A 22,387-nucleotide genomic window follows, 5' to 3' on the forward strand; every position below is an offset into this window, starting at 1 on the left:
GAGTGGTTGGACGGCAGGGTCGCCACCACCGCCACGAGCTCGTCGCGGGTGGTGGCGCCCGCGAACGCCGCGGGATCGGCGCCCCCGAGCAGCCAGTAGACGCACGGTACGCCGGCCGCGGTGGCGAACAGCCCGACGTCCTCGCTGCCGGTGACCAGGCCGGGGTCCACCACCGGCCCGACGGCGCCGAGCGCGGCGGCGGTGCGGGCGGCCGCCTGCTCCTCGTTGACCAGCATCGGGAAGCTGTCCAGCACCCGGATGTCGGGGCCGCGGGGGGCCCCGGACGCGGCGGCCTCGGCCCGCACGATCCGCTCGACGGCGGCGATGGTCCGTGCGCGCACGGCCGGATCGAAGGTACGGATGGTCAGCCCCAGCTCGGCGTGGTCCGGGATGATGTTCTCCTTGGTGCCCGCGTGCAGCGTGCCCACCGACAGCACCACCATCTCCCCGTTGCCGACCTCGCGGGCCACGATCGTCTGCAGTCGCATGACGGTGGCGGCGGCCATGACGATCGGGTCCACGGTGGTCTCGGGGCGGGAGCCGTGTCCGCCGGCTCCGTACAGCGTGATGCGCATGGTGTCCGATGCCGCGAACGCCGGCCCCGGCCGCAGCGCGAGGAAGCCTGCGGCCAGCGGTGCGACATGCTGGCCGAGCACCACGTCGGGCCACCCGAAACGGTCGAACAGGCCGTCGTCGAGCATCGCCTGCGCGCCGCCGCCGACCTCCTCGGCAGGCTGGAACACCGCGAGCACCGTGCCGGCCCAGGTCTCCCGCTGCACCACGAGCGCCTCCACGGCCCCGAGCAGGCACGCCACGTGCACGTCGTGGCCGCAGGCGTGGGCCACCGGGACCTCGTTCCCGTCGCGGTCGACGCCCCACGCCGTGCTCGCGTAGTCCAGCCCGGTGTGCTCCAGCACCGGCAGCGCGTCCATGTCGGCGCGCAGCAGCACCGTCGGACCCTCCGCGTTCCGCACGACGCCCACCACGCCGGTGCCGCCGACACCGGTCGTGGTCTCCACGCCGAGGGCGCGCAGCCGGTCGGCGACGACGCCTGCGGTGCGCGTCTCCTCGAACGACAGCTCGGGGTGACGGTGCAGGTCGCGGTAGAGGTCGGCGAGCGCGGACGTGGTCACCCGACGACCGTAGCGCTCCCGGGTTGACCTCGACCCGCCTTCAGCTCCTACCGTCCGCGATGCTCGGACTGTCGGGAGCCACCCCCACACTGGGCGCACACGCGAGGGAGTTCCCGTCATGAGCATGGAGAGTGTCGCCTGGCACGCGATGTACCGGGCCGGCCACGGCACCCCGGAGAAGCGCGCCTTCTCGCGCGCCACGCTGCGCCGCATCGCGGCGTTCGCGCGGCCGCACCGCCGCCGGATCGCCGCGTTCGTGCTGCTCAGCGTGGTGGGCGCGGTGCTGGCCGTGGCCACGCCGGTGCTGGCGGGCCGGGTGGTCGACGCGATCGTCGCCGGTGGGCCGGTGAGCACGGTCGTCGGGCTGGCCGTGCTCATCGCGGTGATCGCGATCGCCGAGAACCTCGCGGGCATCGTGCAGCGCTGGCTGTCGTCCAACCTCGGCGAGGGGCTGATCCTCGACCTGCGGGCCGCGGTGTTCGACCACGTGCAGCGCCAGCCCGTCGCGTTCTTCACCCGCACCCGTACGGGTGCGCTGGTCAGCAGGCTCAACAACGACGTCATCGGCGCGCAGCGCGCGTTCAGCGACACGCTCTCGGGCGTGGTCGGCAACGTCGTCACGCTCGTGCTCACGCTCGTGGTGATGCTGAGCCTCTCGTGGCAGGTCACGGTGCTCGCGCTCGTGCTGCTGCCGATCTTCGTCCTGCCCGCGCGGCGGGTCGGGCGCCGGCTCGCGGCGCTGCAGCGCGAGAGCGCCGACCACAACGCCGCCATGGGCAACCAGATGACCGAGCGCTTCTCGGCGCCCGGTGCCACGCTCGTCAAGCTGTTCGGGCGCCCGTCCGAGGAGACCACCGAGTTCGTCACCCGCGCCGCCCGCGTCCGCGACATCGGTGTGCGCACCGCGATGGTGCAGTGGGTGTTCGTCTCGGCTCTCACGCTCGTCTCCGCGCTCGCGCTCGCGCTCGTCTACGGCCTGGGCGGCTACCTGTCGCTCAACGGCGGGCTGAACGCCGGCGACGTGGTGTCGCTGTCGCTGCTGCTCACGCGCCTCTACGCGCCGCTGACGTCGCTGGCCAGTGCTCGGCTGGAGGTCATGAGCGCACTGGTCAGCTTCGAGCGCGTGTTCGAGGTGCTCGACCTGCCGCCGCTGATCGCCGAGCCCGCCGAGCCCACGCAGCTGCCGGACGGGCCGCTGTCGGTGGAGCTCGACGGCGTCCACTTCTCCTACCCGTCCGCCGACAAGGTGTCGCTGGCCTCGCTGGAGGAGGTGGCCCAGCTCGACGCCCGCGGCGGCGAGGAGGTGCTCCACGACGTCTCGCTGCGCGCCGAGCCGGGGCAGTTGATCGCGCTGGTCGGCTCGTCCGGGGCGGGCAAGTCCACCATCGCGCAGCTGCTCCCCCGCCTCTACGACGTCGACGCGGGCGCGGTGCGCCTGGGCGGCGTCGACGTCCGCGAGCTGTCGTTCGACAGCATCCGCGGCGCGCTCGGCCTCGTCACCCAGGACGGGCACCTGTTCCACGAGTCGCTGCGCTCCAACCTGCTGCTGGCCCGCCCGGAGGCGTCGGAGGAGGAGCTGTGGGACGCGCTGCACCGCGCCCGGCTCGCCGACCTCGTCGCCTCGCTGCCCGACGGGCTGGAGACCGTGGTCGGCGAGCGCGGCTATCGGCTCTCGGGCGGCGAGCGCCAGCGGCTGACGATCGCGCGGTTGCTGATCGCGAAGCCGCGCGTGGTGGTGCTCGACGAGGCCACCGCCCACCTCGACTCCACATCGGAGGCCGCGGTGCAGGAGGCCCTCGGAGAGGCGTTGGCGGGGCGCACCGCCATCGTGATCGCCCACCGGCTGTCCACCATCCGGGCGGCCGACCTCATCCTCGTGCTGGAGGACGGCCGGGTCATCGAGCGGGGCACGCACTCCGAGCTCATGCAGCGCGAGGGCCGCTACGCGGAGCTGCACCACACCCAGTTCGACCAGCCCGGCGAGCCGCAGACCGTGCCGGTCGGCTGAGCGCCCCGCCCGCGTCCGCACGGAGCTGCTGGTGTGCCACGCGATCGGCCGGGAGCCGGCCGCGGATCAGGGCACCGCGGCCACCGCGGCCACGAGCGCGACCGCGACCGCGACCGCGATGATCGTCAGCGGGGGGAGCAGCCGTGCACGGCGCGGCGTCATCGGCCGATTCTGGATTGGACGGAGCAGCGTCCACATCGGCCGTCAGCGTCGATCTTCCGGATCGTCCGCGAGCACCGCCATCGCCGCGTTCCGCCCGTTCACGCCGATCACGCTGCCGCCCGGGTGCGTGGCCGCACCGCAGAGGTAGAGACCGGGCACGTCCGTTCGCGGGGCGAAGCGACGGTCCCACATCTGGTCGGGCAGGCAGTCGCCCTGGAAGATGTGGCCGCCGGTCAGCCCGATGCGGGCCTCGACGTCGGGCGGGCCGAGCACCTCGCGCGCGACGATGCAGTCGACGACGTCGGGGGCGAAGCGGGCCACCTCGGCGAGTGCGGCGTCGCCGATCTCCTCGCGCCGCGTCTCCCACGTGCCCTCGGCCGGCGAGTAGGGCACGTACTGAGCGAAGACGCTCATGACGTGACCGCCGTCGGGCGCGACGGACGGATCGTAGAAGGACGGGAAGTACACCTCGGCCCACGACGGCGACGGCTCCCCCGCGCACGCCCGCTCGAAGGCGGCCTGGGTGGCGTCGATGCCGGTGGTGATGGTGACCATCGCGCGGTGGGGCAGATCCGGCTGCGGCGCGGCCGGGAACGTCGGCAGCCGCGACAGCGCACAGTTGATCTTGACGACGGGGCTGGAGGACTTCCAGCCGTCCACACGGGCACGCCACGCGTCCGGCGCCTCGGTGCACAGCGCGGTGGTGCGCTTCGGGTCGGCGTTGGAGACGACGGTGGCGGCGCGGATCAGCTCGCCCCCGGCCAGCCGTACGCCCTCCCCCGGCTCGATCGACGCGACCGCCACACCGCTCGCCAGCACCGCGCCGTGCTCGATCGCGGCGTCGGCCAGCGCGAACGACACGCGCCCCGTGCCGCCGCGGACGTAGCCCCAACGGCCGTCGGCGAGCGTGCCCATGCTGTGCATCGCGTGGACGGCGGCGGTGCCCGGGTCCCGCGGGCCCGCCCAGGTGCCGATCACGCCCTGCCCGTGCAGCAGGGCGCGCAGCCGCTCGTCGCGGACGTGCTCCTCGACGACGTCGGCGATCGAGCGGTGCAACAGCACCTCCAGGGCCTCGGGGTCCCCGGCGAACAGCTCGGCGAGCTCGGCGCGGTCGGGGCTCGCGCCCACCCACGTGTCGCGCGGGCCGGTGCGCAGCACCCGGCGTAGCCGCTCGAACAGGGCCTCGTAGGCGAGGTACCCGTCGACGTCGGACGGGGAGATCGCGGCGATCTCGGCGGCCGCGCGGTCAGGGTCGGCCCACGACGCCACCGACGTGCCGTCCTCGAACGGGCACCACAGGCTCGGGTCGAGCAGGACGACGTCGAAGCCGTGGCGCTTCAGGTCCAGCTCCGACACCACGAGCGGGTGCAGCAGCCCGACCACGTACGCGCACGGGCTGATCAGGTAGCCGGGGAACGGCTCCTGCAGCGTGGCCGCCCCGCCGAGCTGCTCCCGCGCCTCCAGGACCAGCACCGACCGGCCGGCGCGGGCGAGGTAGGCCGCCGTCGTCAGCCCGTTGTGCCCGCCGCCGACCACCACGACGTCCCAGCGCCGGGCAGCCATCTCGGCCACCGGCATCGGCAGCCCGACCCGGCCCATCGACTCCTGCACCGTCATGCCGCCGGACGCTACCGCCGCGCGGTGATCACGGCCCCGCGGCGAGCACCGGCAGCGCGAGGCGTGCGCCTGGAGTGGGACGCCGAGGGGCGTAGGCGTTGCCTGCGGCGGAGTGCGCGGTGGTGGTCGTGATCGACGTCCTGTCGTTTCTGCACGGCTGTGCGTTCACGGATCCTCCGCGCGGGGGCGCCCGACCGGCGCGGAGGATGGGCCACGTGGACGGGCGCTGGGTGGAGGTCGGTGACGGCGTCCTGGCACGCCGGTACGCGGAGCTCGACCTCACGGTCGGCCTGGTGATCGGCGCGGACCGCGCGCTCGTCGTCGACACGCGGGGCGACGCGCGGCAGGGTGTCGAGCTTGCCGCCGCCGTCCGGGAGACAACGGCGTTACCGTTGGTCGTCGCGATCACGCACGCGCACTTCGACCACTGCTTCGGCACCGCGGCGTTCCTGCCCGCACCGGTGCACGCGCTGCCCGTCTGCCGCGAGGTCCTCGCCGCGACCGCCGACGCGCAGCGCTCGGAGTGGGTCGCCCACTACCGCTCCCGCGGCGACGACCTGACCGCCGACTCCCTGGCCACGACGGACCCACCGCTCCCCGACTCGCCCGCCCCGGCAGAGCTCGACCTGGGCGGGCGGGTGGTGGACCTGCGGCACCTCGGCCGCGGTCACACCGACCACGACCTCGTCGCCCACGTGCCCGACGCGGGCATGGTGTTCGCCGGGGACCTGGTGGAGCAGGGCGCACCCCCGGCGTTCGAGGACGCGGTGGTCGCCGAGTGGCCCGGCACCCTCACGGCGCTGCTCGGGCTCGGCCCCCGCGTCGTCGTCCCCGGGCACGGCGACCCGGTGGACCGGGCGTTCGTGGCGGAGCAGCGCGACCGGCTCACCGAGGTGGCGGAGCTGCACGCCGCCGTCGCGCGCGGGGACCTGGAGGCAGCGGAGGCGGCGGCCCGCTCCCCCTACCCGGACGTCCCCTGGCCCTGACGTCCGCAGCTCGATACGCCCCGGCCCGCGAGTCGACACGATCCGGCGCGCGGGTCGGCACGGTCGGCCCGTGCCGCGTAGCGTCCGTCGCCGTGTTCAGTGCCGAGCTCCGTGACCTCACCGCCACCACCTGGAGGGCCGCCGTCGAGCACCGGTTCGTCGGCGAGATCGGGCGCGGCGAGGTGGATCCCGCGGTGCTGCGGACCTACCTCGTGCAGGACCACCAGTTCGTCGACGCGTTCGTCGCCCTGATGGGCGCAGCGGTGGCGACCGCTCCGAACGCGTCCGCGCGCCTCGTCCACGCGCGGCAGCTCGGGCTCGTCGCCGGGCCTGAGAACGACTTCTTCGACCGTGCCCTCGACGCCCTCGACGTGCCGTTCGCCGACCGCACCGATCCCGAGCTGCTCGAGCCGACCCGCGGGTTCCTCGATCTCATGGACGCCGCGCGGGGCGGCGGCGACCACGCCGTCTGCCTCGCGGTGCTACTCGTCGCGGAATGGCTCTACCTCGACTGGGCCGAACGCGCCGGCGCCCCCGAGGAGTCTGTCCAGCGGGAGTGGATCGAGCTGCACCGCGGGCCGGCGTTCACCGACTGGGTCACGTTCCTGCGCCTCGAGTTCGACCGCACCGCCGCGGGCCTCGACGACGCCGGCCGCGCCCGCGTGCAGGAGGCCTTCACGCGGGCCGTCGAGCTGGAGCTCGCGTTCTTCGATGCGGCCTACGACGCCTGATCTGCTGGGCGGACGATGGACCTGCGGGCCCTCGGCCGCGGCCACACCGACCGCGACCTCGTCGTCCGCGTCCCCGACGCGGGCCTGGTGTTCGCCGGGGACCTGGTGGAGCAGGGCGCACCCCCGGCGCTCGAGGAGGCCGTGGTGGCCGAGTGACCCGGCACCCTCACGGCGCTGCTCGGGCTCGTCCCGCGCGTCGTCGTCCCCGGACACGGCGAGGCGGGCGACGTGGCTTCGTGGCGGAGCAACGCGGGCCTCAGCGGTGTACGGAACGTGATCGAGGAGGCATTCTCGACCGGGTGACGAGCCGACGCCGGGTGACCTCGGGGCAAACCGTTCGTAACAACCGCGACCTAGCGTCATCCCCATGAGCGACCTCCCCATGCTCGGCGCCGAGGAGGAGTTCCATGTCGTCGACCTGCAGACGCGTCGCTCCGCACCTCAGGTGGACGCGTTGATGGCCCAGCTCGACGGCGCGGAGTTCGCCCCCGAGCTGCAGCGGTCGCTCGTCGAGACGAACACGCCGGTCTGCGCCACCCTCGACGACCTGCGCCACCACCTGAAGCGGCTGCGCTCCACGCTGGAGGGGGTGGCCGAGCCACTCGGGCTGGGCGTGGTGGCGGCGGGCACCGTGCCGCTGGCCGACCTCTCCGGCGACGACATCTCCGCCGGCGCCCGCTACGAGCGCATGCAGCACGAGTACCAGTTGCTGGTGCGCGAGCAGCACATCTGCGGTGCCCAGGTACACGTCGACGTGCCCGACCGCGACATCGCGGTGCAGGTGGTGCGCCGCGTCGCCCCCTACCTGCCGACGCTGCTGGCCATCTCGGCCAGCTCGCCGTACTGGCGTGGCCGTGACAGCGGCTACGCCAGCTACCGCAGCATGGTGTGGTCGCGCTGGCCCACCGCGGGCCCTCCCGGCAGCGTCGAGACCGCCGCCGACTACGACGCGATGGTCTCCGAGCTCATCGCGTCCGGCACGATCAGTGACCCCGGGATGGTCTACTTCGACATCCGGCCCAGCGCCCACCTGCCCACCGTCGAGCTGCGGGTGTGCGACGCCTGCCCACAGGTGGACGACGTGGTGTTCATCGCCGGGCTGTTCCGTGCGCTGGTGGGCAAGGCCCGTGAGGACCTCGAAGCCGGGCTGCCGCTACCCGTCTCCCGTCACGAGCTGCTGCGCGCGGCGAGCTGGCGGGCGGCCCGCTCGGGGCTGGAGGGCGACCTCGTCGACCTGAGCCCGGACCCCCGCCACCCCCCCACCCTGGTGTCCCCCTCGATCCTGGTCAGCCAGCTCGTCGACTACCTGCGTCCGCAGCTCGAGAAGGTCGGCGACTGGGACCAGGTGCTGGAGCTGTCGAAGGCCACCCTCGCCCGGGGCAGTGCCGCGGCAGGCCAGCGGCGCGCGTTCGGCCGCCGCGGCGAGCTCGACGACGTGGTCGACTCGCTGCTCGCCCTCACCCAGGGCCGGGTCCCCGCCTTCGAGCCGCGCGCCGCCGAGCCCGTCACCTCCGAGCTGCTCGGCGCGTACCACACCGACTCCTACGACGAGGCCGTGAGCGCGGACGGCACCGTGCAGGCGCAGTACGGGTTCATGTTCCGCGCGCTCGACCGGATGGGGCAACGAGGCATGGTGGCCGCGGAGCAGTCGCTGCACGCCGAGCAGCGCGCCCGCGGCGTCACCTTCCGGGTGGGTGACGGCGAGCCCGACCGGCTCTTCCCGCTGGACCTCGTACCCCGCATCCTCACCGCGGACGACTGGGCCGGCCTCACCGCCGGGCTCGCGCAGCGGGTGCGGGCGCTGGAGGCGTTCGTCCGCGACGTCTACGGCGAGCGGACGATCGTCGCCGACGCCGTGGTGCCGGCGGCGGTGGTGGACGACGCACCGGGCTACAGCAGGCTGGGCAAGCTCTTCCCCTCCGACGCCGTGCGCATCGCAGTGGCGGGCATCGACCTGGTCCGGGACAGCGCCGAGCACTGGGTGGTGCTCGAGGACAACCTGCGCGTGCCGTCCGGCATCGGTTACTCGATCACCAGCAGGCGGCTGATCCGCAGCGTCATGCCCGACCTGGAGCCGCCCGCGGGTGTCGTCGGGCTGGAGGCGGTGCCGGGCCAGCTCAAGGCGGCGCTGCTGTCGGCCACGAAGTACGACGACCCCGGCCACGACGAGGTCGCGCTGCTCACCGCCGGGCCGATGGACTCGGCCTACTTCGAGCACAAGCTGCTCGCCGACCGGATGGGCATCCCGCTCGTCACGCCGCGGGACCTGCAGGTCGCCGAGGACGGTGTCTACCTGGTTGAGATCGGCGGCCGGCGCCGGCTATCGGGCCTCTACCGCCGCCTCGACGAGCGCACCCTGCTCACCGCCACGGGTGCCGACCAGCGCCTCATCGGCCGGGCGATGTGCAACGCGGTGGCGCGCGGCAAGGTGGCGCTGCTCAACGCGCTGGGCAACGGCGTCGGCGACGACAAGCTCGTCTACGCCTACGTGCCGCAGATGATCGGGTACTACCTGGGCGAGCAGGTGCTGCTCGCCCAGGTGCCCACCTACCCGTGCGTCGACCCGGACCGGCGCGAGGAGGTGTTCGACCGCCTCGACGAGCTCGTCCTCAAGCCCGTCGACGGCTACGGCGGCCAGGGCATCGTCATCGGCCCGCACGCCGACCGCGACGAGCTCGCCGACGTCGCCGAGGCCATCCGCGACAACCCGGCGGGCTGGGTGGCGCAGGACCTCGTGCACCTCTCGACCCATCCCACGTTCTCCGGCGAGAAGCTGGAGCCGCGCGCGGTGGACCTGCGCGCGTTCGTGCTGCAGTCGCGCCTCGGCCCGCAGCCGCACGTCGAGGTGCTGCCCGCGGCCCTGAGCCGGATGGCGCCGCCCGGCAGCATGATCGTCAACTCGTCGCGGGGAGGCGGGGCGAAGGACACGTGGGTGCTGCGGTGAAGGTGCTGCGGTGAAGGTCGGCCGCGCGATCCGCCTCGGGCTGCAGGCCAGGTCACACGCTCGAAACGTCGTGCGGCTTGCGCTGGCGGGCCGTCGCATCGTCCACTGCATCGACAGAACCACGATCGGGAGGACGTCGCCCCATGTGCGGTATCGCCGGTGAGATCCGCTTCGACGGAGGAACCGCCGACGCGGAGGCCGTCGCGAGGATCACCGCCGCGATGCACCGCCGCGGCCCCGACGGCTCCGGCGTGCACGCCAGCGGGCCGATCGCCCTGGGGCACCGCCGCCTGAAGATCATCGACCTCTCGGAGCGCGGCGCGCAGCCGATGGTGGACCCCGGGCTGGGGCTCAGCGCGGTGTTCAACGGCTGCATCTACAACTACCGCGAGCTGCGCGCCGAGCTGGAGGGCCACGGCTACCGGTTCTTCTCCGACTCCGACACCGAGGTGATCCTCAAGTCGTTCCACCGCTGGGGCGCCGACTGCGTCGACCACTTCCTCGGCATGTTCGCCTTCGCCGTCGCCGAGCGCGACACCGGCGTGCTGACGCTGGGCCGCGACCGCCTCGGCATCAAGCCGCTCTACCTCGCCGAAGGACCGGGACGGCTGCGGTTCGCGTCGTCGCTGCCCGCGCTGCTGGTGGGCGGCGGCGTCGACACCTCGATCGACCCGGTGGCCCTGCACCACTACATGACGTTCCACTCGGTGGTCCCCGCCCCGCGCACGATCCTGTCCGGGATCCGCAAGCTGCCGCCGGCCACCGTCCGCACCGTCCAGCCGGACGGCAGCAGCGAGGAGCACGTCTACTGGCGGCCCCAGCACGTCCGCAAGGCCGAGTACGCCGGCATGAGTGCCCAGGACTGGCGCGAGGCCACGCTCGAGTCGCTGCGGGTCGCGGTGCGGCGGCGCATGGTCGCCGACGTCCCCGTGGGCGTGCTGCTCTCGGGCGGGCTCGACTCGTCGCTGGTGGTGGCCCTGCTGGCCGCCGAGGGTCAGACCGGCCTCAAGACGTTCAGCGTCGGCTTCCACGCCACCGCGGGCGAGTCGGGCGACGAGTTCCAGTACTCCGACCTCGTGGCCGAGCACTTCTCCACCGATCACCAGCAGGTCCTCGTCGATCCCGCGCGCATGCTGCCCGCCGTCGACGACACGATCGCCGCGATGGCCGAGCCGATGGTCAGCCACGACTGCGTGGCGTTCCACCTGCTGTCCGAGGAGGTCGCCAAGTCGGTGACGGTCGTCCAGTCCGGGCAGGGCGCCGACGAGGTGCTCGCCGGCTACAACTGGTACCCGCCGCTGGCGAAGGTCCCCCGCGACCGCGGCGTCGACGCCTACGCGCAGGTGTTCACCGACCGCCCGCACTCCGACCTCGCGGCCATCCTCGAGCCCGAGTGGCTGCTCGACCACGACCCGAGCCGGGCGTTCATCGCCGAGCACTTCGCCATGCCCGGCGTGGACGAGACGTTGGACGCCGCGTTGCGGATCGACTCCACGGTCATGCTCGTGGACGACCCCGTGAAGCGCGTGGACAACATGACTATGGCCTGGGGACTGGAGGCGCGCGTCCCGTTCCTGGACCATGAGTTCGTGGAACTCGCCGCCGCCTGCCCGCCCGAGCTCAAGCTCGCGCACGGCGGCAAGGGCGTGCTCAAGGAGGCCGCGCGCGGGGTGGTCCCGGACGGCATCATCGATCGGCCGAAGGGGTACTTCCCGGTTCCGGCCATCCGCCACCTGGAGGGCCCGTTCCTCGACCGGGTGCGCGACGCGGTGACCGACCCGACCGCCAAGGCCAGGGGCCTGGTACGACGGGACTGGCTGGACGCGATGCTGGCCGACCCGAACACGAAGCGCACCAACCTGGGCTCGAACGCGTTGTGGCAGGTAGCGCTTCTCGAGATGTGGCTGCAGGAGAGGGGGGTGTAGGTGGCGGACTTCACCGAACGGCGTCTCGCGCGCATGGGGAGTGGCGAGCTCTTCGCGCCGGCCTACACCGATCCGGTCCCCTCCCCGGACGGCTCGCTGCTGGCCTGGATCTCCGACCGCGACGGCCGCCCCCGCGCCTGGCTCGCACGCCTGCCGGAGGACGGCTCACCCGTCGTCGAGCCCGAGAAGCCCGTGGTCGACGACGCCGACGTGCAGGCGCTGAGCTGGTCGCCGGACGGGCTGTGGCTCGCCCTGCAGCTCGCCCCCGGCGGCGGCGAGCGCACCATCATCCGTGTCGTCGCCCCCGACGGCTCCGACGTACGCAACCTCGCGCCCGGGGCCGCGGCGGCCACCCTCGGCGCGTGGTCCCCGAGCGGGCACCTGCTCGGCGTCACCGTGTTCCCCGAGGGAGCGGGCGACGGCCAGGCGTGCCTGCTGGACCTGCGCGACGGCACGTCCACGGTGCTCGCCGCCGGTCCCGCGGCGCGGGTGTGCGCCGTGAGCGGTGACGGCAGGCGCGCAGTGGTCCGCCTGGGCCGCCGCGGTGCGCGTGGCCTGGAGCTCGTCGACCTGCGCAGCGGACGGCGCACCGAGCTGATCCCGGGCGCCGAGGCCACCGTGGCCGACGCCCGCTTCGGCGTCACCGGCGGCCAGCTCTACGTCCACACCGACGCAGGCCGCGACCGGCCGGCGCTGCTCGCCGTCACCCTGCGCGGCATGTCCGGGGTGTCCACGGTGTTCACGATCGCCGAACGCCCCGACGACGACCTCGACATCGTCGCCCTCGACCCCGCGGGCGCCCGCGCCGCGCTCGTGTGGAACGTGGACGGGCGTAGCGAGACCGAGCTGCTCGACCTGCGCTCCGGCCTGCTCGAGCCGTTGGTGCAGCCGCTGGGCGAGGTCGTGACGGGCGCCGCGTTCACCCGTGACGGCCGCGCGCTGCTCGTCGCGGGCGAGGGACCCACCATCACCCCGCGCATCGGCCGCATCGAGCTGGACGGCTACGCCGACCACACGCCGCTGCTGCCGGCCGAGCCCGCCGACGACGAGGCGCTGGTGGCGCCTACGCTGCACGACTTCCGCGCCGAGGACGGCCTGCGCCTTTCGGGGTGGCTGTTCCGTCCGCGCGGCGGCCTCGGGGCTCTGCCGACGATGCTGTGGCTGCACGGCGGCCCGGAGGCGCAGGAGCGGCCCACCTACCAGCCGCTGTTCCAGGCACTCCTGGCGGCGGGGGTGGCCGTGTTCGCGCCCAACGTGCGGGGTTCGGGCGGATACGGCCGGGAGTTCGCCTCCGCCGACGACCACGAGCGGCGTTTCGTCGCCATCACCGACGTCCGCGCGGCCGTCGACTTCCTCACCTCGTCCGGGCTCGCCGACCCCGGCCGCATCGGCGTCTCGGGGCGCTCCTACGGCGGCTACCTGACGCTTGCGGCGCTCGCCCGCTTCCCGGAGCTGTTCGCCGTCGGTGTGGACGTGTGCGGGATGTCGGACTTCGCCACGTTCTACGCCCACACGGAGCCGTGGATCGCGGAGGCCGCCACCTCGAAGTACGGCGACCCGCACGCCGACGCCACGCTCCTGCGCGAGCTCTCGCCGATCCACCAGGCCGACCGGATCGTCGCGCCGCTGCTGGTGGTGCACGGCGGCAACGACACCAATGTGCCGCTGGTGGAGGCCGAGCAGATCGTGGAGGCGCTGCGCGAGCGCGGCGCCTCGCCGGGGTACCTGCTGTTCCCCGACGAGGGCCACGAGGTGCGCGGCACCGAGAACCGCGCGGTGTTCGTGCGCGAGGTGGTGAGCTGGGTCAGCGCCCGCCTCACCGAGCCGGCCGAGCAGACGGCCTGAGACGCGTTCCTAGGCCCGCCTGCTGAACGACTGCATGATCGTGCTGCCGTCGCCCGCCGTGCCCATCACGAACTGGTAGGCCTCGTTGGTGGTCCGGCCGGCGTCGGTGGTGAACCGGACGGTGGCGGTCACGGTGTCGGCGCCGGTCTGCTGGACGTTGTCCAGCGTCACCGACTGCAGGCCGGCGTAGAAGTTGTTGTACCCCTGCTGGCCTCCCGACTCGGCCTGCGCCTGCGGGCTGAGCAGGGCGAACGCCGTTGACGCGTTGTCGGGCAGCAGCGAGTAGTAGTAGCGCACGAAGCCCACGGGGTCGTTGACACCGGCGGCCGGGGTGGGCGACCGAGTCGTGGTCGGCGCCGCCGCGGTGGCGGTGGTGGGAGCCGCGGTGGTGGGAGCCACCGTGGGAGCCACCGTGGTGGCGGGCGCGGCCTGCGACGTCGTGACGGGCGCAGCCACCAGCGGCGTGCCGGCCGCTCCGGAGCCCCTGCCGCTCATCAGCATCGCGGCCACGATGCCGCCGCCGACGACGAGCAGCGCCACCACCGCACCGATGAGGATCGGGATGCGGCGCCGCGCCGGGCGGGCCTCCGGTGGCCGGGCGTCCGTGACGGTGACGGGGCCGGGATCGGTGGCCGGAGCCTTCGCGACCGTGGGCATCGCGGCGAGGGTGGGTACGGGCCCCGCCACGACGCGGCCCGCCGCCACGGAGGCCAGCAGGTCCCGTGCCTCGGACGCGGAGGGCCGGACGTCGGGATCGGTGGCGAGCAGCCGCATGATGACGCCGGTGAGCGGCCCCGCCTGCTGCGGCGGCTCCGGGTCGGCGGTGGCCACCTTGTGCAACAGAGCGTAGGCGTTGTCGTCCAGCCCGAACGGCGGAACGCCCTCCACCGCGGCGTACAGGGTGGCGCCGAGCGCGAAGACGTCGGACGCGGCCAGCGGCTCCCGGCCCTGCGCGACCTCCGGGGAGAGGAACGCGGGCGTGCCGGCGATGAGGCCGGTGCGGGTGAGCTGCACGTCGTCGACGGCGCGGGAGACGCCGAAGTCGGTGAGCTTGACCCGCCCGTCCTCGGCGATGAGCACGTTGCCGGGCTTGACGTCGCGGTGGACGACGCCGGCGAGGTGGGCGGCGGCGAGGCCGTCGGCGACCTGGCGGCCGATGTCGGCCACCTCGAGCGGCGCGAGCGGACCCTTGAGCTTGAGGACGGTGGCGAGCGAGTCGGACGGCAGGTACTCCATGACCAGCCACGGCCGGTCCTCGTGGATCACCACGTCGAACATGCTGATCACGTGCGCGTGCTGGAGGCGGGCGCCGATGCGGCCCTCGCGGAGTATCCGCTGGCGCGACTCCTCGATGGCCTCGGCGCTCGTGCCCGGCGTGACCGCGAGCAGCTCCTTCACCGCGACCGTGCGGTTGAGCAGCTCGTCGGTGGCTCGCCAGACCGCGCCCATGGCTCCGGCGCCGATCCGCTCGTCGACGCGGTACCTGTTGCCGATCCGGATCGGGTTGCCCTCGGGCGCGGTCATCGTCCTCCCTTGCTGCACACGTGCACCGCACCGCGCGGACCCGGTACCGGCGACGCGGCCGATGACCTGCCCGCACGCACGCTCATCACCCGAGAGGGTAGCGACCGGCCCTGTGAGCCTGCTGAAGGCGGGGGCCCGTCACCGGGGCAGGCCGAGCTTAGCCGCGCACGCCGGCCACGATCCATAACCGCCGCGATCGTCGCGGACCTTCGTTGCCACCGCGATCTGCTGCTCACGGTTGGCCTGGTGGGCGCGCGGGGCGTAGTCGCCGCCGCCGTAGGCCTTCCAGGTGGAGTCGTCGAACTGCAGGCCACCGTAGTAGCCGTTGCCGGTGTTGATGGCCCAGTTCCCGCTGGACTCGCACTGCGCGAGCTGGTCCCAGACCCCGGCGGCGGGGGCGGGAGGAGCGGGAGGGGCGGGCTCAGGGGCAGGAACGGGTGTCTGGGGCGCGGGCGCCGGGGTGGGATCGGGGGCCGGCTCCGGGTCGGGAGCCGGAGCGCCGTCGGCGGCGTCGAGTGGGAACCCGGCCGTCGGGCCGGCGTCGTCGAGGTCCTGCCCGGACGCTCCGGTGCGGTCGGGGCCGCCCCGCCCCACACCCTCCTCCGCACCCTGACCGGCCCCCTGTGCCACGCCGCTGTCCGGCGCGGGCGTGCAGGTCCCCTGCGCTGCTCCGATCCGCCCGCCGTCGACCACCCCGGTGACGCCGCTCTGCGCCCGCGTCGACGCGCCCGTGACATAGCAGCCGGCGACTGTGGCCGCCGCCGCGATCCGGACGCCGCCCACCACCAGCAGCACGACGGCCAGCACGCCGACCGCGCCGAGCACGGGAGCGAGCGACCGCGGAGCAACCACCCGGTGGACGCTAGGAAGCCGCGCAGGACGGCAAGCCCGATTCGGGCGAACCGGCAGCAACGCCGCAGGTCAGCGACTCCGCGCATCGTTCGCACCTGTTGGTGATCGTGCCGAGGTGCGCGGATCAGCTGCCCGCAGGACGGCCCCGCCCACCCCGCGCCGATCACCGCTGGATCGACTTGATCTCCAGGAACTCCTCCAGGCCGAACCGGCCCAGCTCACGGCCGTTGCCGCTCTGCTTGTAGCCCCCGAACGGCGCCATCGGGTTGAACGCTCCCCCGTTGACGTCGACCTGGCCGGTGCGCAGCCGCTTGGCGACCGCCAACGCGTGGTCCGGCTCGCCGAACACCGCACCCGCGAGGCCGTACATCGTGGAGTTGGCGATCGCCACGGCCTGCTCCTCGTCGGCGTAGGGGATCACCGAGAGCACCGGGCCGAAGATCTCCTCCTGCGCGATGACGGCGTCCGGCTCGACGTTCGCGAAGATCGTCGGCCTCACGTAGGCGCCGGGCCCGTCCACCGCCTCGCCGCTGAACGCGACGGTGGCGCCGTCGGCCGCCCCTCGCTCGATGTAGCCGTTGACCCGGCCCTGCTGGGTGACCGACGACATCGGGCCGATCCGCGTGGACTCCTGCGTGGGATCACCCACGGTGTAGCGCGCGGCGGCCGCGGCCACCATCTCCACGATCTCGTCGTGCCTGGAGGCGGGCACGAGCATGCGGGTCCAGGCGGTGCAGGTCTGGCCGCCGTTGATCCAGGCGTTGCCGAGCCCGACCTTGACGGCCTTGGTGAGGTCGGCGTCGTCGAGGATCACGTTGGCGGACTTTCCGCCGAGCTCCAGCGCCACGCGCTTGACCGTCTCGGACGCCACGACGGAGACGCGCTTGCCCGCGTTCGTCGAGCCGGTGAAGGACACCATGTCCACGTCCGGGTGCCCGGCGATGGCCTCGCCGACCACGGGACCGGTGCCGTAGACGATGTTGAACGCGCCCGCGGGCAGCCCGGCCCCGGCGGTGATCTCGGCGAGGATGCCGGCGGAGAGCGGGGCGACCTCGGACGGCTTGAGCACCACGGTGCAGCCGGCGAGCAGCGCGGGCGCGATCTTCGCGACGATCTGGTGCAGCGGATAGTTCCAGGGGGTGATCGCCCCGACCACCCCGACGGGCTCGCGGACGACCAGCGAGTTGCCGATCTCCTCGGTCCACGGGAACGACTCGGCCAGCCCGGCCACGCCGCCCGAGGTGAAGACGGGCAGCCCGGCCTGCACCGAGCGGGAGAACGTGATCGGGGAGCCCATCTCCGACGTCACGGCGGCGGCGATCTCGGCGCCCCGGGCCTTGAGCCCCTCGGAGATCCGCTTCACCACGGCCGCGCGCTCCACGACCGGGGTGGTGGACCAGGTCTCGAACGCCGACCGGGCGGCCGTGACGGCGCGGTCGACGTCGGCGGCGCTGCCAGCGGGCACGGCGGCGACGACCCGGCCGGTGGCCGGGTCCACCACGTCGATGTGCTCGCCTCCGCCGCTCACGGCGGTGCCGGCGATCCAGTGTCCAGGACGATGCTGCGTCGGTGCGGCCATGCCCCCATCACAACACAGGACATCCGTCACGGGCGGGACCGATCGTTCCGCATGGGGCCGCGGGCGCGTCCGGCGCGACCGTGGTGGCATGTCCACTTCCACGCCCGGCCCGCTGCACAGGATCGCCCCTGCCGCCGGTCTGTTCCTGCTTGCCCCACTGGTGGCCGAGTTCCTGCTCGGCAACCTGCCGATCACGATGCTCGCGGCACTGCTGGCCCTCGCGCCGCTGTACGGCGGCGGGGCGCTGCTGATCCGCGAGCTGACCCGCCGCGCCGGCCGAGGGGTGCCGACGATGCTGGTCCTCGGTATCGCCTACGGGCTGGCCGAGGAGGGCATCACCACCCAGTCGCTGTTCAACCCGGACTACGCGGGGGCCCACCTGCTCGCCGACGGGTTCATCCCCGCGCTGGGCATCGCCGGGCCGTGGACGCTGTTCGTCCTGAGCCTGCACGCGATCTGGAGCACGACCGCGTCGATCGTGGTGGCGGAGGCCCTCGTGCCCGGCCGGCGGACTACGCCGTGGCTGCGGGCACCGGGCCTGGTCGTGACGGCCGTGCTGTTCGTGCTCGGCATCGCGGCGACCACGTACGTCGACCTGGCGGTCTACCCGTTCTCGCCGCGTCCGGCGCAGATGGCGGCGGTGGTGGCGATCGTCGCGCTGCTCGTCGCGCTGGCCTTCCGGCTGCCACGGGCCGGTGACGGTGCGCCGGGTACGGCGCCGCACCCGGCCGTGGTGGCCGTCATCGGCCTGGTGGCCGGGGCCGTCTTCTTCCTTGCCGGCAACGCCGTGTCCGGCTGGGCCTACGTCGCCATCGTCCTGGTGATGGACGCCGGGCTCGCCCTCGCGGTCCGCCGGTGGGCCGCCCGTGCCGCCTGGACGCCGCTGCACACCCTCGCCCTCGCCGGCGCCGCACTGCTGACGTATGCGTGGCACTCCTTCCCGGAGTCGCCGTTGACGGCCGTCGCACCCGCCGTCGACACGTTCGGGAACGCCGTGTTCACCGTCGGTGCCGTGGTGGTGCTGGTGCTGGCCGTCGCCCGCACGCGGCACGACCGTTGGGCGCACGAATCCGCGCATTCCCACAGCATTCGTACGACAGCAGGCTGACGTCCGGGGCGGCGGTTCGCCCACTGGAGCATCATCAACCTCGACGAGACACCGGGCGACGGGAAAGGGAATGCGATGAGGATTGCGGACATTCTCGCTGTCAAGGGACCCACGGTGCATGCCGTGCGGCCGTGGACGACCGTGGCCGACGTCGTCGACCGGCTCGGGGAGGAGCGCGTCGGTGCCCTGCTCGTCCGCGACGAGAGCGGCGCGATCCGCGGCATCGTCTCCGAGCGCGACGTGGTGACGGCCCTGCGCACCCACGGCGCCGCGCTCCTGGCGATGGAGGTGGGGGCGGTGATGACGCGGCAGGTGCGCACCTGCCGGCCGGACGAGACGGTGGCCCAGATCATGGCGCAGATGACGGTGGGCCGCTACCGCCACCTGCCGGTGCTCGACCGCGGCGAGCTCGTCGGCCTGGTCAGCATCGGCGACCTGGTCAAGCACCGGGTGCACGAGATGGAGATGGAGACGGGCGTGCTGCGCGACGTGGCGATCGCCCGCTCCTGAGCGGCCCGGCTCAGCCGATGACGCGCATCGCCGCGTCCAGGCTGCCCTCGGCCTGACGACGGCGCAGGACGGCGAGCCGGGTGAAGGTGTCGTCGAACGCGGCCTGCGTGAGCCCACGGGCCCGGTACTCGCGGGCCAGCTGGTCGGCACCGTCGGCGATCGTCCACCCGGCCTCGAAGTCCAGCTCCTTGCGGGCGCGGGAGAAGTCGACCCGGTAGGAGCGGGGGTCGTTGCCGGCCTCACCGGTGATCTCCAGCGTGGACCCCGGCACCGCCTCGACCACGGCTTGGGCGATCTCGGCCACCGTCCGGTTGTTCTTCTCGGTGCCGACGTTGAACGCGCGGGCGCGGACGACCTCGGCGGGCGCGGCGAGGCCGGCCACCACGGCGCCGGCGATGTCCTCGGCGTGGGCCAGCGGACGCCACGGGGTGCCGTCGGACAGGACCGTGACCTTCCCGGTGAGGATCGCCCGGCCGACGAGGTTGTTGAGCACGATGTCGGCGCGCAGACGGGGTGAGAACCCGAACGCGGTGGCGTTGCGCAGCGAGAACGGCACGAAGTCGGCGGCGGCCAGCTCGGCGAGGTCGTCCTCGACCCGGACCTTCGAGATCGCGTACGGGGTGACGGGCCTGAGCGGGGCGTCCTCGTCGACGAGGTCGTCCCCGGGCTGGGCCCCGTACACCGAGCACGTGGAGGCGTAGGCGAAGCGCCCGACGCCCGCCTCCTTGGCCAGGCGCGCGAGCCGCGTGGACGCGTGGTGGTTGATGTCGTAGGTGATGTCGGGGGTCAGCGACCCGAGCGGGTCGTTCGACAGCGCGGCCATGTGGACCACGGCGTCGAACCCGCGGAGCTGGTCGACCCTGACGTCGCGCAGGTCGGTCGCGATCCCGGGGACGTCCGGGGTATCGAGGTCGCCTAGGACGCACGCGGCGAACAGGCCGCTGTCCAGGCCCCTCACCTCGTGGCCGGCAGCTGCCAGGATCGGGGCCATGACGGTGCCCAGGTAGCCCTGGTGGCCGGTCAGGAGAACGCGCACGACAGCTCCTCGATGATCACGCCGGGCCCGGCCCGGTCAGCGGCGCCGCTCCGAGCACCAGTTTGGACAGGTGGAAGGCCTCGGCGTACCGGGCGTGGCACTGCACACCGCGGATCCGCGCGAGCCCGGCGAACGTCTCCGGGTCGAACCAGGTGCGGTCGCGCTGGGACCCGTAGTGCTCGTGCAGCAAGGCCACCTTCTCCCGCAGGACGGGTTCGGCCATCGGCAGGTAGACCGTGGGCTGGGCGAGGTCGCCCTCCCACTTGAGGATCTCGTAGCCCAGCGTGAGGTGGTCGCGGAACGACGTGGGGACGAGCGTCGCGAGTGCGCGGTGGTCCTGGTGGGCATCGTGGGGGGACGGGGCCAGCACCAGGTCCGGCTCGGTGGCGCAGCGCAGCTCCTGCAGTGCGCTCTTGGCGCGCTCCCACCGGGTGGGCACCCGTCCGTCCGGGAGGTCGAGCACCGTGACCTGCAGCTTCGCCCACGGGCAGAACGCCGCCAGCGCGGTCTGCTCCTCCTCCTCGCGCAGCGACCCGCCGCCGGTGAGCACCAGGGCGATCACCTCCACCCCGGGGTACGCGCGGCACAGCTCCAGCAGCGAGCCGCCCGCCCCGATCGCGATGTCGTCGCAGTGGGCACCGAGCGCGACGATCTGGTCCAGCCGTTCCGGCAGCAGGCTCAGCACGGTGCGGGCCTCACTCGACCACCTCGAGGGCGGGGATGGGGAAGACCAGCCTGCCGCCCCACTCGCGGACGTGGGCCAGCTGCTCGACCAGCTCGTCGCGGAGGTTCCAGGGCAGGACCAGCACGTAGTCGGGGCGGTCCTGCGCGATGCGCTCGGGCGGGAGGACCGGGATGCGCGTGCCGGGGGTGAACCGGCCGTGCTTGTAGGGGTTGCGGTCGACGGTGTACGCGAGCAGGTCGGGCCGGATGCCGCAGTAGTTCAGTAGCGTGTTGCCCTTGCCCGGCGCCCCGTAGCCCACCACCTTCTTCCCGGCCCGGCGCGCCTCGATGAGGAACGCCACCAGGTCGTCGCGCACCCGCGAGACCGCCTCGGCGAAGCCGTCGTGGCCCTCGGCGGTGTGCAGCCCGGCCGCGGCCTCGGCGGCCAGGACCTCGCGCACCCGTGCCGAGGGCTCCCCCGCGATCTCCGAGGGCCGGGCCCACATCCGGATCGACCCGCCGTGGGTGTCGAGCAGCTCGACGTCGACGAGGGTCAGGCCGCCGGACGCGAGCGCCCGCATACCGGTGAGCAGCGTGTAGTACTGGAAATGCTCGTGGTACACGGTGTCGAACTTTGTGCGCTCCACCAGCGTCAGCAGGTGCTGCACCTCGATCGACACCCAGCCGTCGTCGGCCACGAGCGTCCTGAGGCCCTGCGTGAAACCGACGACGTCGGGAATGTGGGCGTAGACATTGTTGGCCACGACGAGGTCCGCGGGACCGTGCGAGGCCCGGACCTCCGCGGCGGTCTCCGGGGTGAGGAACACCGTGAGCGTCGGCACCCCCTTCTCCCGCGCCGCCTCGCCGACGTTGACCGACGGTTCGATGCCCAGGCAGCGGATCCACCGGCGAACGAAGTCCTGCAGCAGGTAGCCGTCGTTGCTCGCGACCTCGATGACGAAGCCGTCGGTAGGCAGGCCGACACGGTCCAGCGCAGCGGCGACGAACCTGCGCGCGTGCTCCACCCACGAGGTGGAGAACGACGAGAAGTAGGCGTACTCGGTGAAGGTCTCCTCCGGCGTGATCAGCGGCGGGAGCTGCGCGAGCAGGCACCGGTCGCAGACGCGCACGTGCAGGGGGAACGTGGTCTCGGGCGCCTCGGCGGCCTCGGCCGTGAGGAACAGCTCGCACGGGGGCGTGGCCCCGAGGTCGAGGAAGCTCCGCAGCTCGCCCGAGCCGCAGAGCCGGCAGGTGAGACCTGGGCGAGCAGCCACATCGCTGACGCTGGTGGCCGATTCGGTCGTCATCGCGGTACCCCCGTCCGAGCGCGAGCAGGACCCCATCCGACGGCACGTGCCGTGTCCGTGCCCCGGATGGGGCAACGCTCGTACGGTGACTCGCTCGCCGGGCCCGGAATGTGACGGTCCGAGGCCCAGGTCTCACCGCGCCGACGTCACTCGAAGACGAGGTCCCCCGTGCGGGTGCGCTTCAGCTCGAAGAAGTACGGGTAGGACGCGAGCAGCCGGCTGCCGTCGAACACGGTGCCGGCGTCCTCACCCTTCGGGATCCGGGTGAGCACGGGGCCGAAGAACGCCACGCCGTCGATGTGGATGGTCGGGGTGCCGACGTCCATGCCTACCGGGTCCATGCCGCGGTGGTGGCTGGCCTTCAGCTCCTCGTCGTAGTCGGTGCTGGTGGCGGCGTCGGCCAGGGACTCGGGGAGCCCGATCTCGGCCAGCGACTCCTTGATCACGACGTCGAAGT

General features: G+C 73.3%; 16 protein-coding genes and 2 pseudogenes. 9 read left to right on the forward strand and 9 right to left on the reverse strand.

Annotated elements, in window-relative coordinates; genetic code table 11:
- Positions 1 to 1,133, reverse strand: a 1,133-nt coding sequence (locus tag JWR81_RS08695; protein WP_297649252.1) for an amidohydrolase, incomplete at its 3' end; no start/stop codon positions are given.
- A gap of 148 nt (positions 1,134 to 1,281) precedes the next feature.
- On the opposite strand from JWR81_RS08695, the gene JWR81_RS08700 reads away from it, so the two are divergent.
- The gene (locus JWR81_RS08700) at positions 1,282 to 3,141 is read left to right on the forward strand and encodes an ABC transporter ATP-binding protein (protein WP_297649282.1); all 1,860 of its coding nucleotides are present in this window, start codon (positions 1,282 to 1,284) and stop codon (positions 3,139 to 3,141) included.
- A 204-nt stretch (positions 3,142 to 3,345) separates the two neighbouring features.
- Here JWR81_RS08700 and JWR81_RS08705 read toward each other — a convergent pair whose 3' ends face one another.
- Positions 3,346 to 4,920, reverse strand: a complete 1,575-nt coding sequence (locus tag JWR81_RS08705) for an NAD(P)/FAD-dependent oxidoreductase (RefSeq protein ID WP_297649254.1) — start codon at positions 4,918 to 4,920, stop codon at positions 3,346 to 3,348.
- A gap of 215 nt (positions 4,921 to 5,135) precedes the next feature.
- Between JWR81_RS08705 and JWR81_RS08710 the strand changes: the two genes are divergently transcribed.
- The 6 genes from JWR81_RS08710 (at position 5,136) to JWR81_RS08735 (ending at position 13,351) form a co-directional block, all read left to right on the forward strand.
- Positions 5,136 to 5,906 (forward strand): MBL fold metallo-hydrolase, encoded by a 771-nt coding sequence (locus JWR81_RS08710; RefSeq protein WP_297649256.1) that lies wholly within the window; start codon positions 5,136 to 5,138, stop codon positions 5,904 to 5,906.
- 92 nt (positions 5,907 to 5,998) lie between these two features.
- On the forward strand, positions 5,999 to 6,637 hold the full coding sequence (locus JWR81_RS08715; protein WP_297649258.1) for a TenA family protein: 639 nt from the start codon (positions 5,999 to 6,001) through the stop codon (positions 6,635 to 6,637).
- Positions 6,638 to 6,652: 15 nt separating this feature from the next.
- On the forward strand, positions 6,653 to 6,793 hold the full coding sequence (locus JWR81_RS08720) for a hypothetical protein (RefSeq protein ID WP_297649260.1): 141 nt from the start codon (positions 6,653 to 6,655) through the stop codon (positions 6,791 to 6,793).
- A gap of 211 nt (positions 6,794 to 7,004) precedes the next feature.
- Positions 7,005 to 9,581: a carboxylate--amine ligase/circularly permuted type 2 ATP-grasp protein gene (locus tag JWR81_RS08725; protein WP_297649262.1), complete on the forward strand. Its 2,577-nt coding sequence runs from the start codon at positions 7,005 to 7,007 to the stop codon at positions 9,579 to 9,581.
- Positions 9,582 to 9,724: 143 nt separating this feature from the next.
- Positions 9,725 to 11,506, forward strand: coding sequence for an N-acetylglutaminylglutamine amidotransferase (locus tag JWR81_RS08730; RefSeq protein ID WP_297649264.1), 1,782 nt, complete (start codon positions 9,725 to 9,727; stop codon positions 11,504 to 11,506).
- A complete protein-coding gene (locus tag JWR81_RS08735) occupies positions 11,507 to 13,351 on the forward strand; it encodes a S9 family peptidase (RefSeq protein ID WP_297649266.1) in 1,845 nt (614 codons plus the stop codon). It begins immediately after the preceding gene.
- A gap of 9 nt (positions 13,352 to 13,360) precedes the next feature.
- Here JWR81_RS08735 and JWR81_RS08740 read toward each other — a convergent pair whose 3' ends face one another.
- The 3 genes and pseudogenes from JWR81_RS08740 to JWR81_RS08750 all read right to left on the reverse strand — a co-directional run bounded on the left by JWR81_RS08740 (position 13,361) and on the right by JWR81_RS08750 (position 17,306).
- Positions 13,361 to 14,875 (reverse strand): serine/threonine-protein kinase, encoded by a 1,515-nt coding sequence (locus JWR81_RS08740; RefSeq protein ID WP_297649268.1) that lies wholly within the window; start codon positions 14,873 to 14,875, stop codon positions 13,361 to 13,363.
- A gap of 138 nt (positions 14,876 to 15,013) precedes the next feature.
- A pseudogene (locus JWR81_RS08745) lies at positions 15,014 to 15,259 on the reverse strand (transglycosylase family protein); the annotation flags it as partial.
- Between the two features lie 631 nt (positions 15,260 to 15,890).
- Positions 15,891 to 17,306 (reverse strand): aldehyde dehydrogenase family protein, encoded by a 1,416-nt coding sequence (locus JWR81_RS08750; protein ID WP_297649270.1) that lies wholly within the window; start codon positions 17,304 to 17,306, stop codon positions 15,891 to 15,893.
- A gap of 88 nt (positions 17,307 to 17,394) precedes the next feature.
- Here JWR81_RS08750 and JWR81_RS08755 point away from each other — a divergent pair, with 88 nt between their 5' ends.
- Both JWR81_RS08755 and JWR81_RS08760 read left to right on the forward strand, forming a co-directional pair.
- Positions 17,395 to 18,414: a hypothetical protein gene (locus tag JWR81_RS08755; RefSeq protein ID WP_297649272.1), complete on the forward strand. Its 1,020-nt coding sequence runs from the start codon at positions 17,395 to 17,397 to the stop codon at positions 18,412 to 18,414.
- 75 nt (positions 18,415 to 18,489) lie between these two features.
- A complete protein-coding gene (locus tag JWR81_RS08760) occupies positions 18,490 to 18,924 on the forward strand; it encodes a CBS domain-containing protein (protein ID WP_297649274.1) in 435 nt (144 codons plus the stop codon).
- A gap of 10 nt (positions 18,925 to 18,934) precedes the next feature.
- Here JWR81_RS08760 and JWR81_RS08765 read toward each other — a convergent pair whose 3' ends face one another.
- The 4 genes and pseudogenes from JWR81_RS08765 to JWR81_RS08780 all read right to left on the reverse strand — a co-directional run.
- Positions 18,935 to 19,960, reverse strand: coding sequence for an NAD(P)-dependent oxidoreductase (locus tag JWR81_RS08765; protein WP_297649276.1), 1,026 nt, complete (start codon positions 19,958 to 19,960; stop codon positions 18,935 to 18,937).
- Positions 19,961 to 19,976: 16 nt separating this feature from the next.
- The gene (locus JWR81_RS08770; protein ID WP_297649278.1) at positions 19,977 to 20,645 is read right to left on the reverse strand and encodes a PIG-L deacetylase family protein; all 669 of its coding nucleotides are present in this window, start codon (positions 20,643 to 20,645) and stop codon (positions 19,977 to 19,979) included.
- A gap of 10 nt (positions 20,646 to 20,655) precedes the next feature.
- Entirely contained in the window at positions 20,656 to 21,930 is a 1,275-nt protein-coding gene (locus JWR81_RS08775) for a class I SAM-dependent methyltransferase (RefSeq protein WP_297649280.1), read from the reverse strand.
- A gap of 146 nt (positions 21,931 to 22,076) precedes the next feature.
- Positions 22,077 to 22,387: pseudogene (locus JWR81_RS08780) on the reverse strand (disulfide bond formation protein DsbA); the annotation flags it as partial.

Source organism: Pseudonocardia sp., from assembly GCF_025965585.1.
In the GTDB taxonomy this organism is placed as follows: domain Bacteria; phylum Actinomycetota; class Actinomycetes; order Mycobacteriales; family Pseudonocardiaceae; genus Pseudonocardia.

What these genes read in the sequence shown, in the direction of transcription:
- JWR81_RS08700 (WP_297649282.1), top strand. Translation starts at nt 1,282, where the DNA reads ATGTACCGGGCCGGCCACGGCACCCCGGAGAAGCGCGCCTTCTCGCGC.
- JWR81_RS08740 (WP_297649268.1), bottom strand. Translation starts at nt 14,875, where the DNA reads ATGACCGCGCCCGAGGGCAACCCGATCCGGATCGGCAACAGGTACCGC.
- JWR81_RS08725 (WP_297649262.1), top strand. Translation starts at nt 7,005, where the DNA reads ATGAGCGACCTCCCCATGCTCGGCGCCGAGGAGGAGTTCCATGTCGTC.
- JWR81_RS08760 (WP_297649274.1), top strand. Translation starts at nt 18,490, where the DNA reads ATGAGGATTGCGGACATTCTCGCTGTCAAGGGACCCACGGTGCATGCC.
- JWR81_RS08705 (WP_297649254.1), bottom strand. Translation starts at nt 4,920, where the DNA reads ATGACGGTGCAGGAGTCGATGGGCCGGGTCGGGCTGCCGATGCCGGTG.
- JWR81_RS08775 (WP_297649280.1), bottom strand. Translation starts at nt 21,930, where the DNA reads ATGACGACCGAATCGGCCACCAGCGTCAGCGATGTGGCTGCTCGCCCA.
- JWR81_RS08730 (WP_297649264.1), top strand. Translation starts at nt 9,725, where the DNA reads ATGTGCGGTATCGCCGGTGAGATCCGCTTCGACGGAGGAACCGCCGAC.
- JWR81_RS08720 (WP_297649260.1), top strand. Translation starts at nt 6,653, where the DNA reads ATGGACCTGCGGGCCCTCGGCCGCGGCCACACCGACCGCGACCTCGTC.
- JWR81_RS08755 (WP_297649272.1), top strand. Translation starts at nt 17,395, where the DNA reads ATGTCCACTTCCACGCCCGGCCCGCTGCACAGGATCGCCCCTGCCGCC.
- JWR81_RS08750 (WP_297649270.1), bottom strand. Translation starts at nt 17,306, where the DNA reads ATGGCCGCACCGACGCAGCATCGTCCTGGACACTGGATCGCCGGCACC.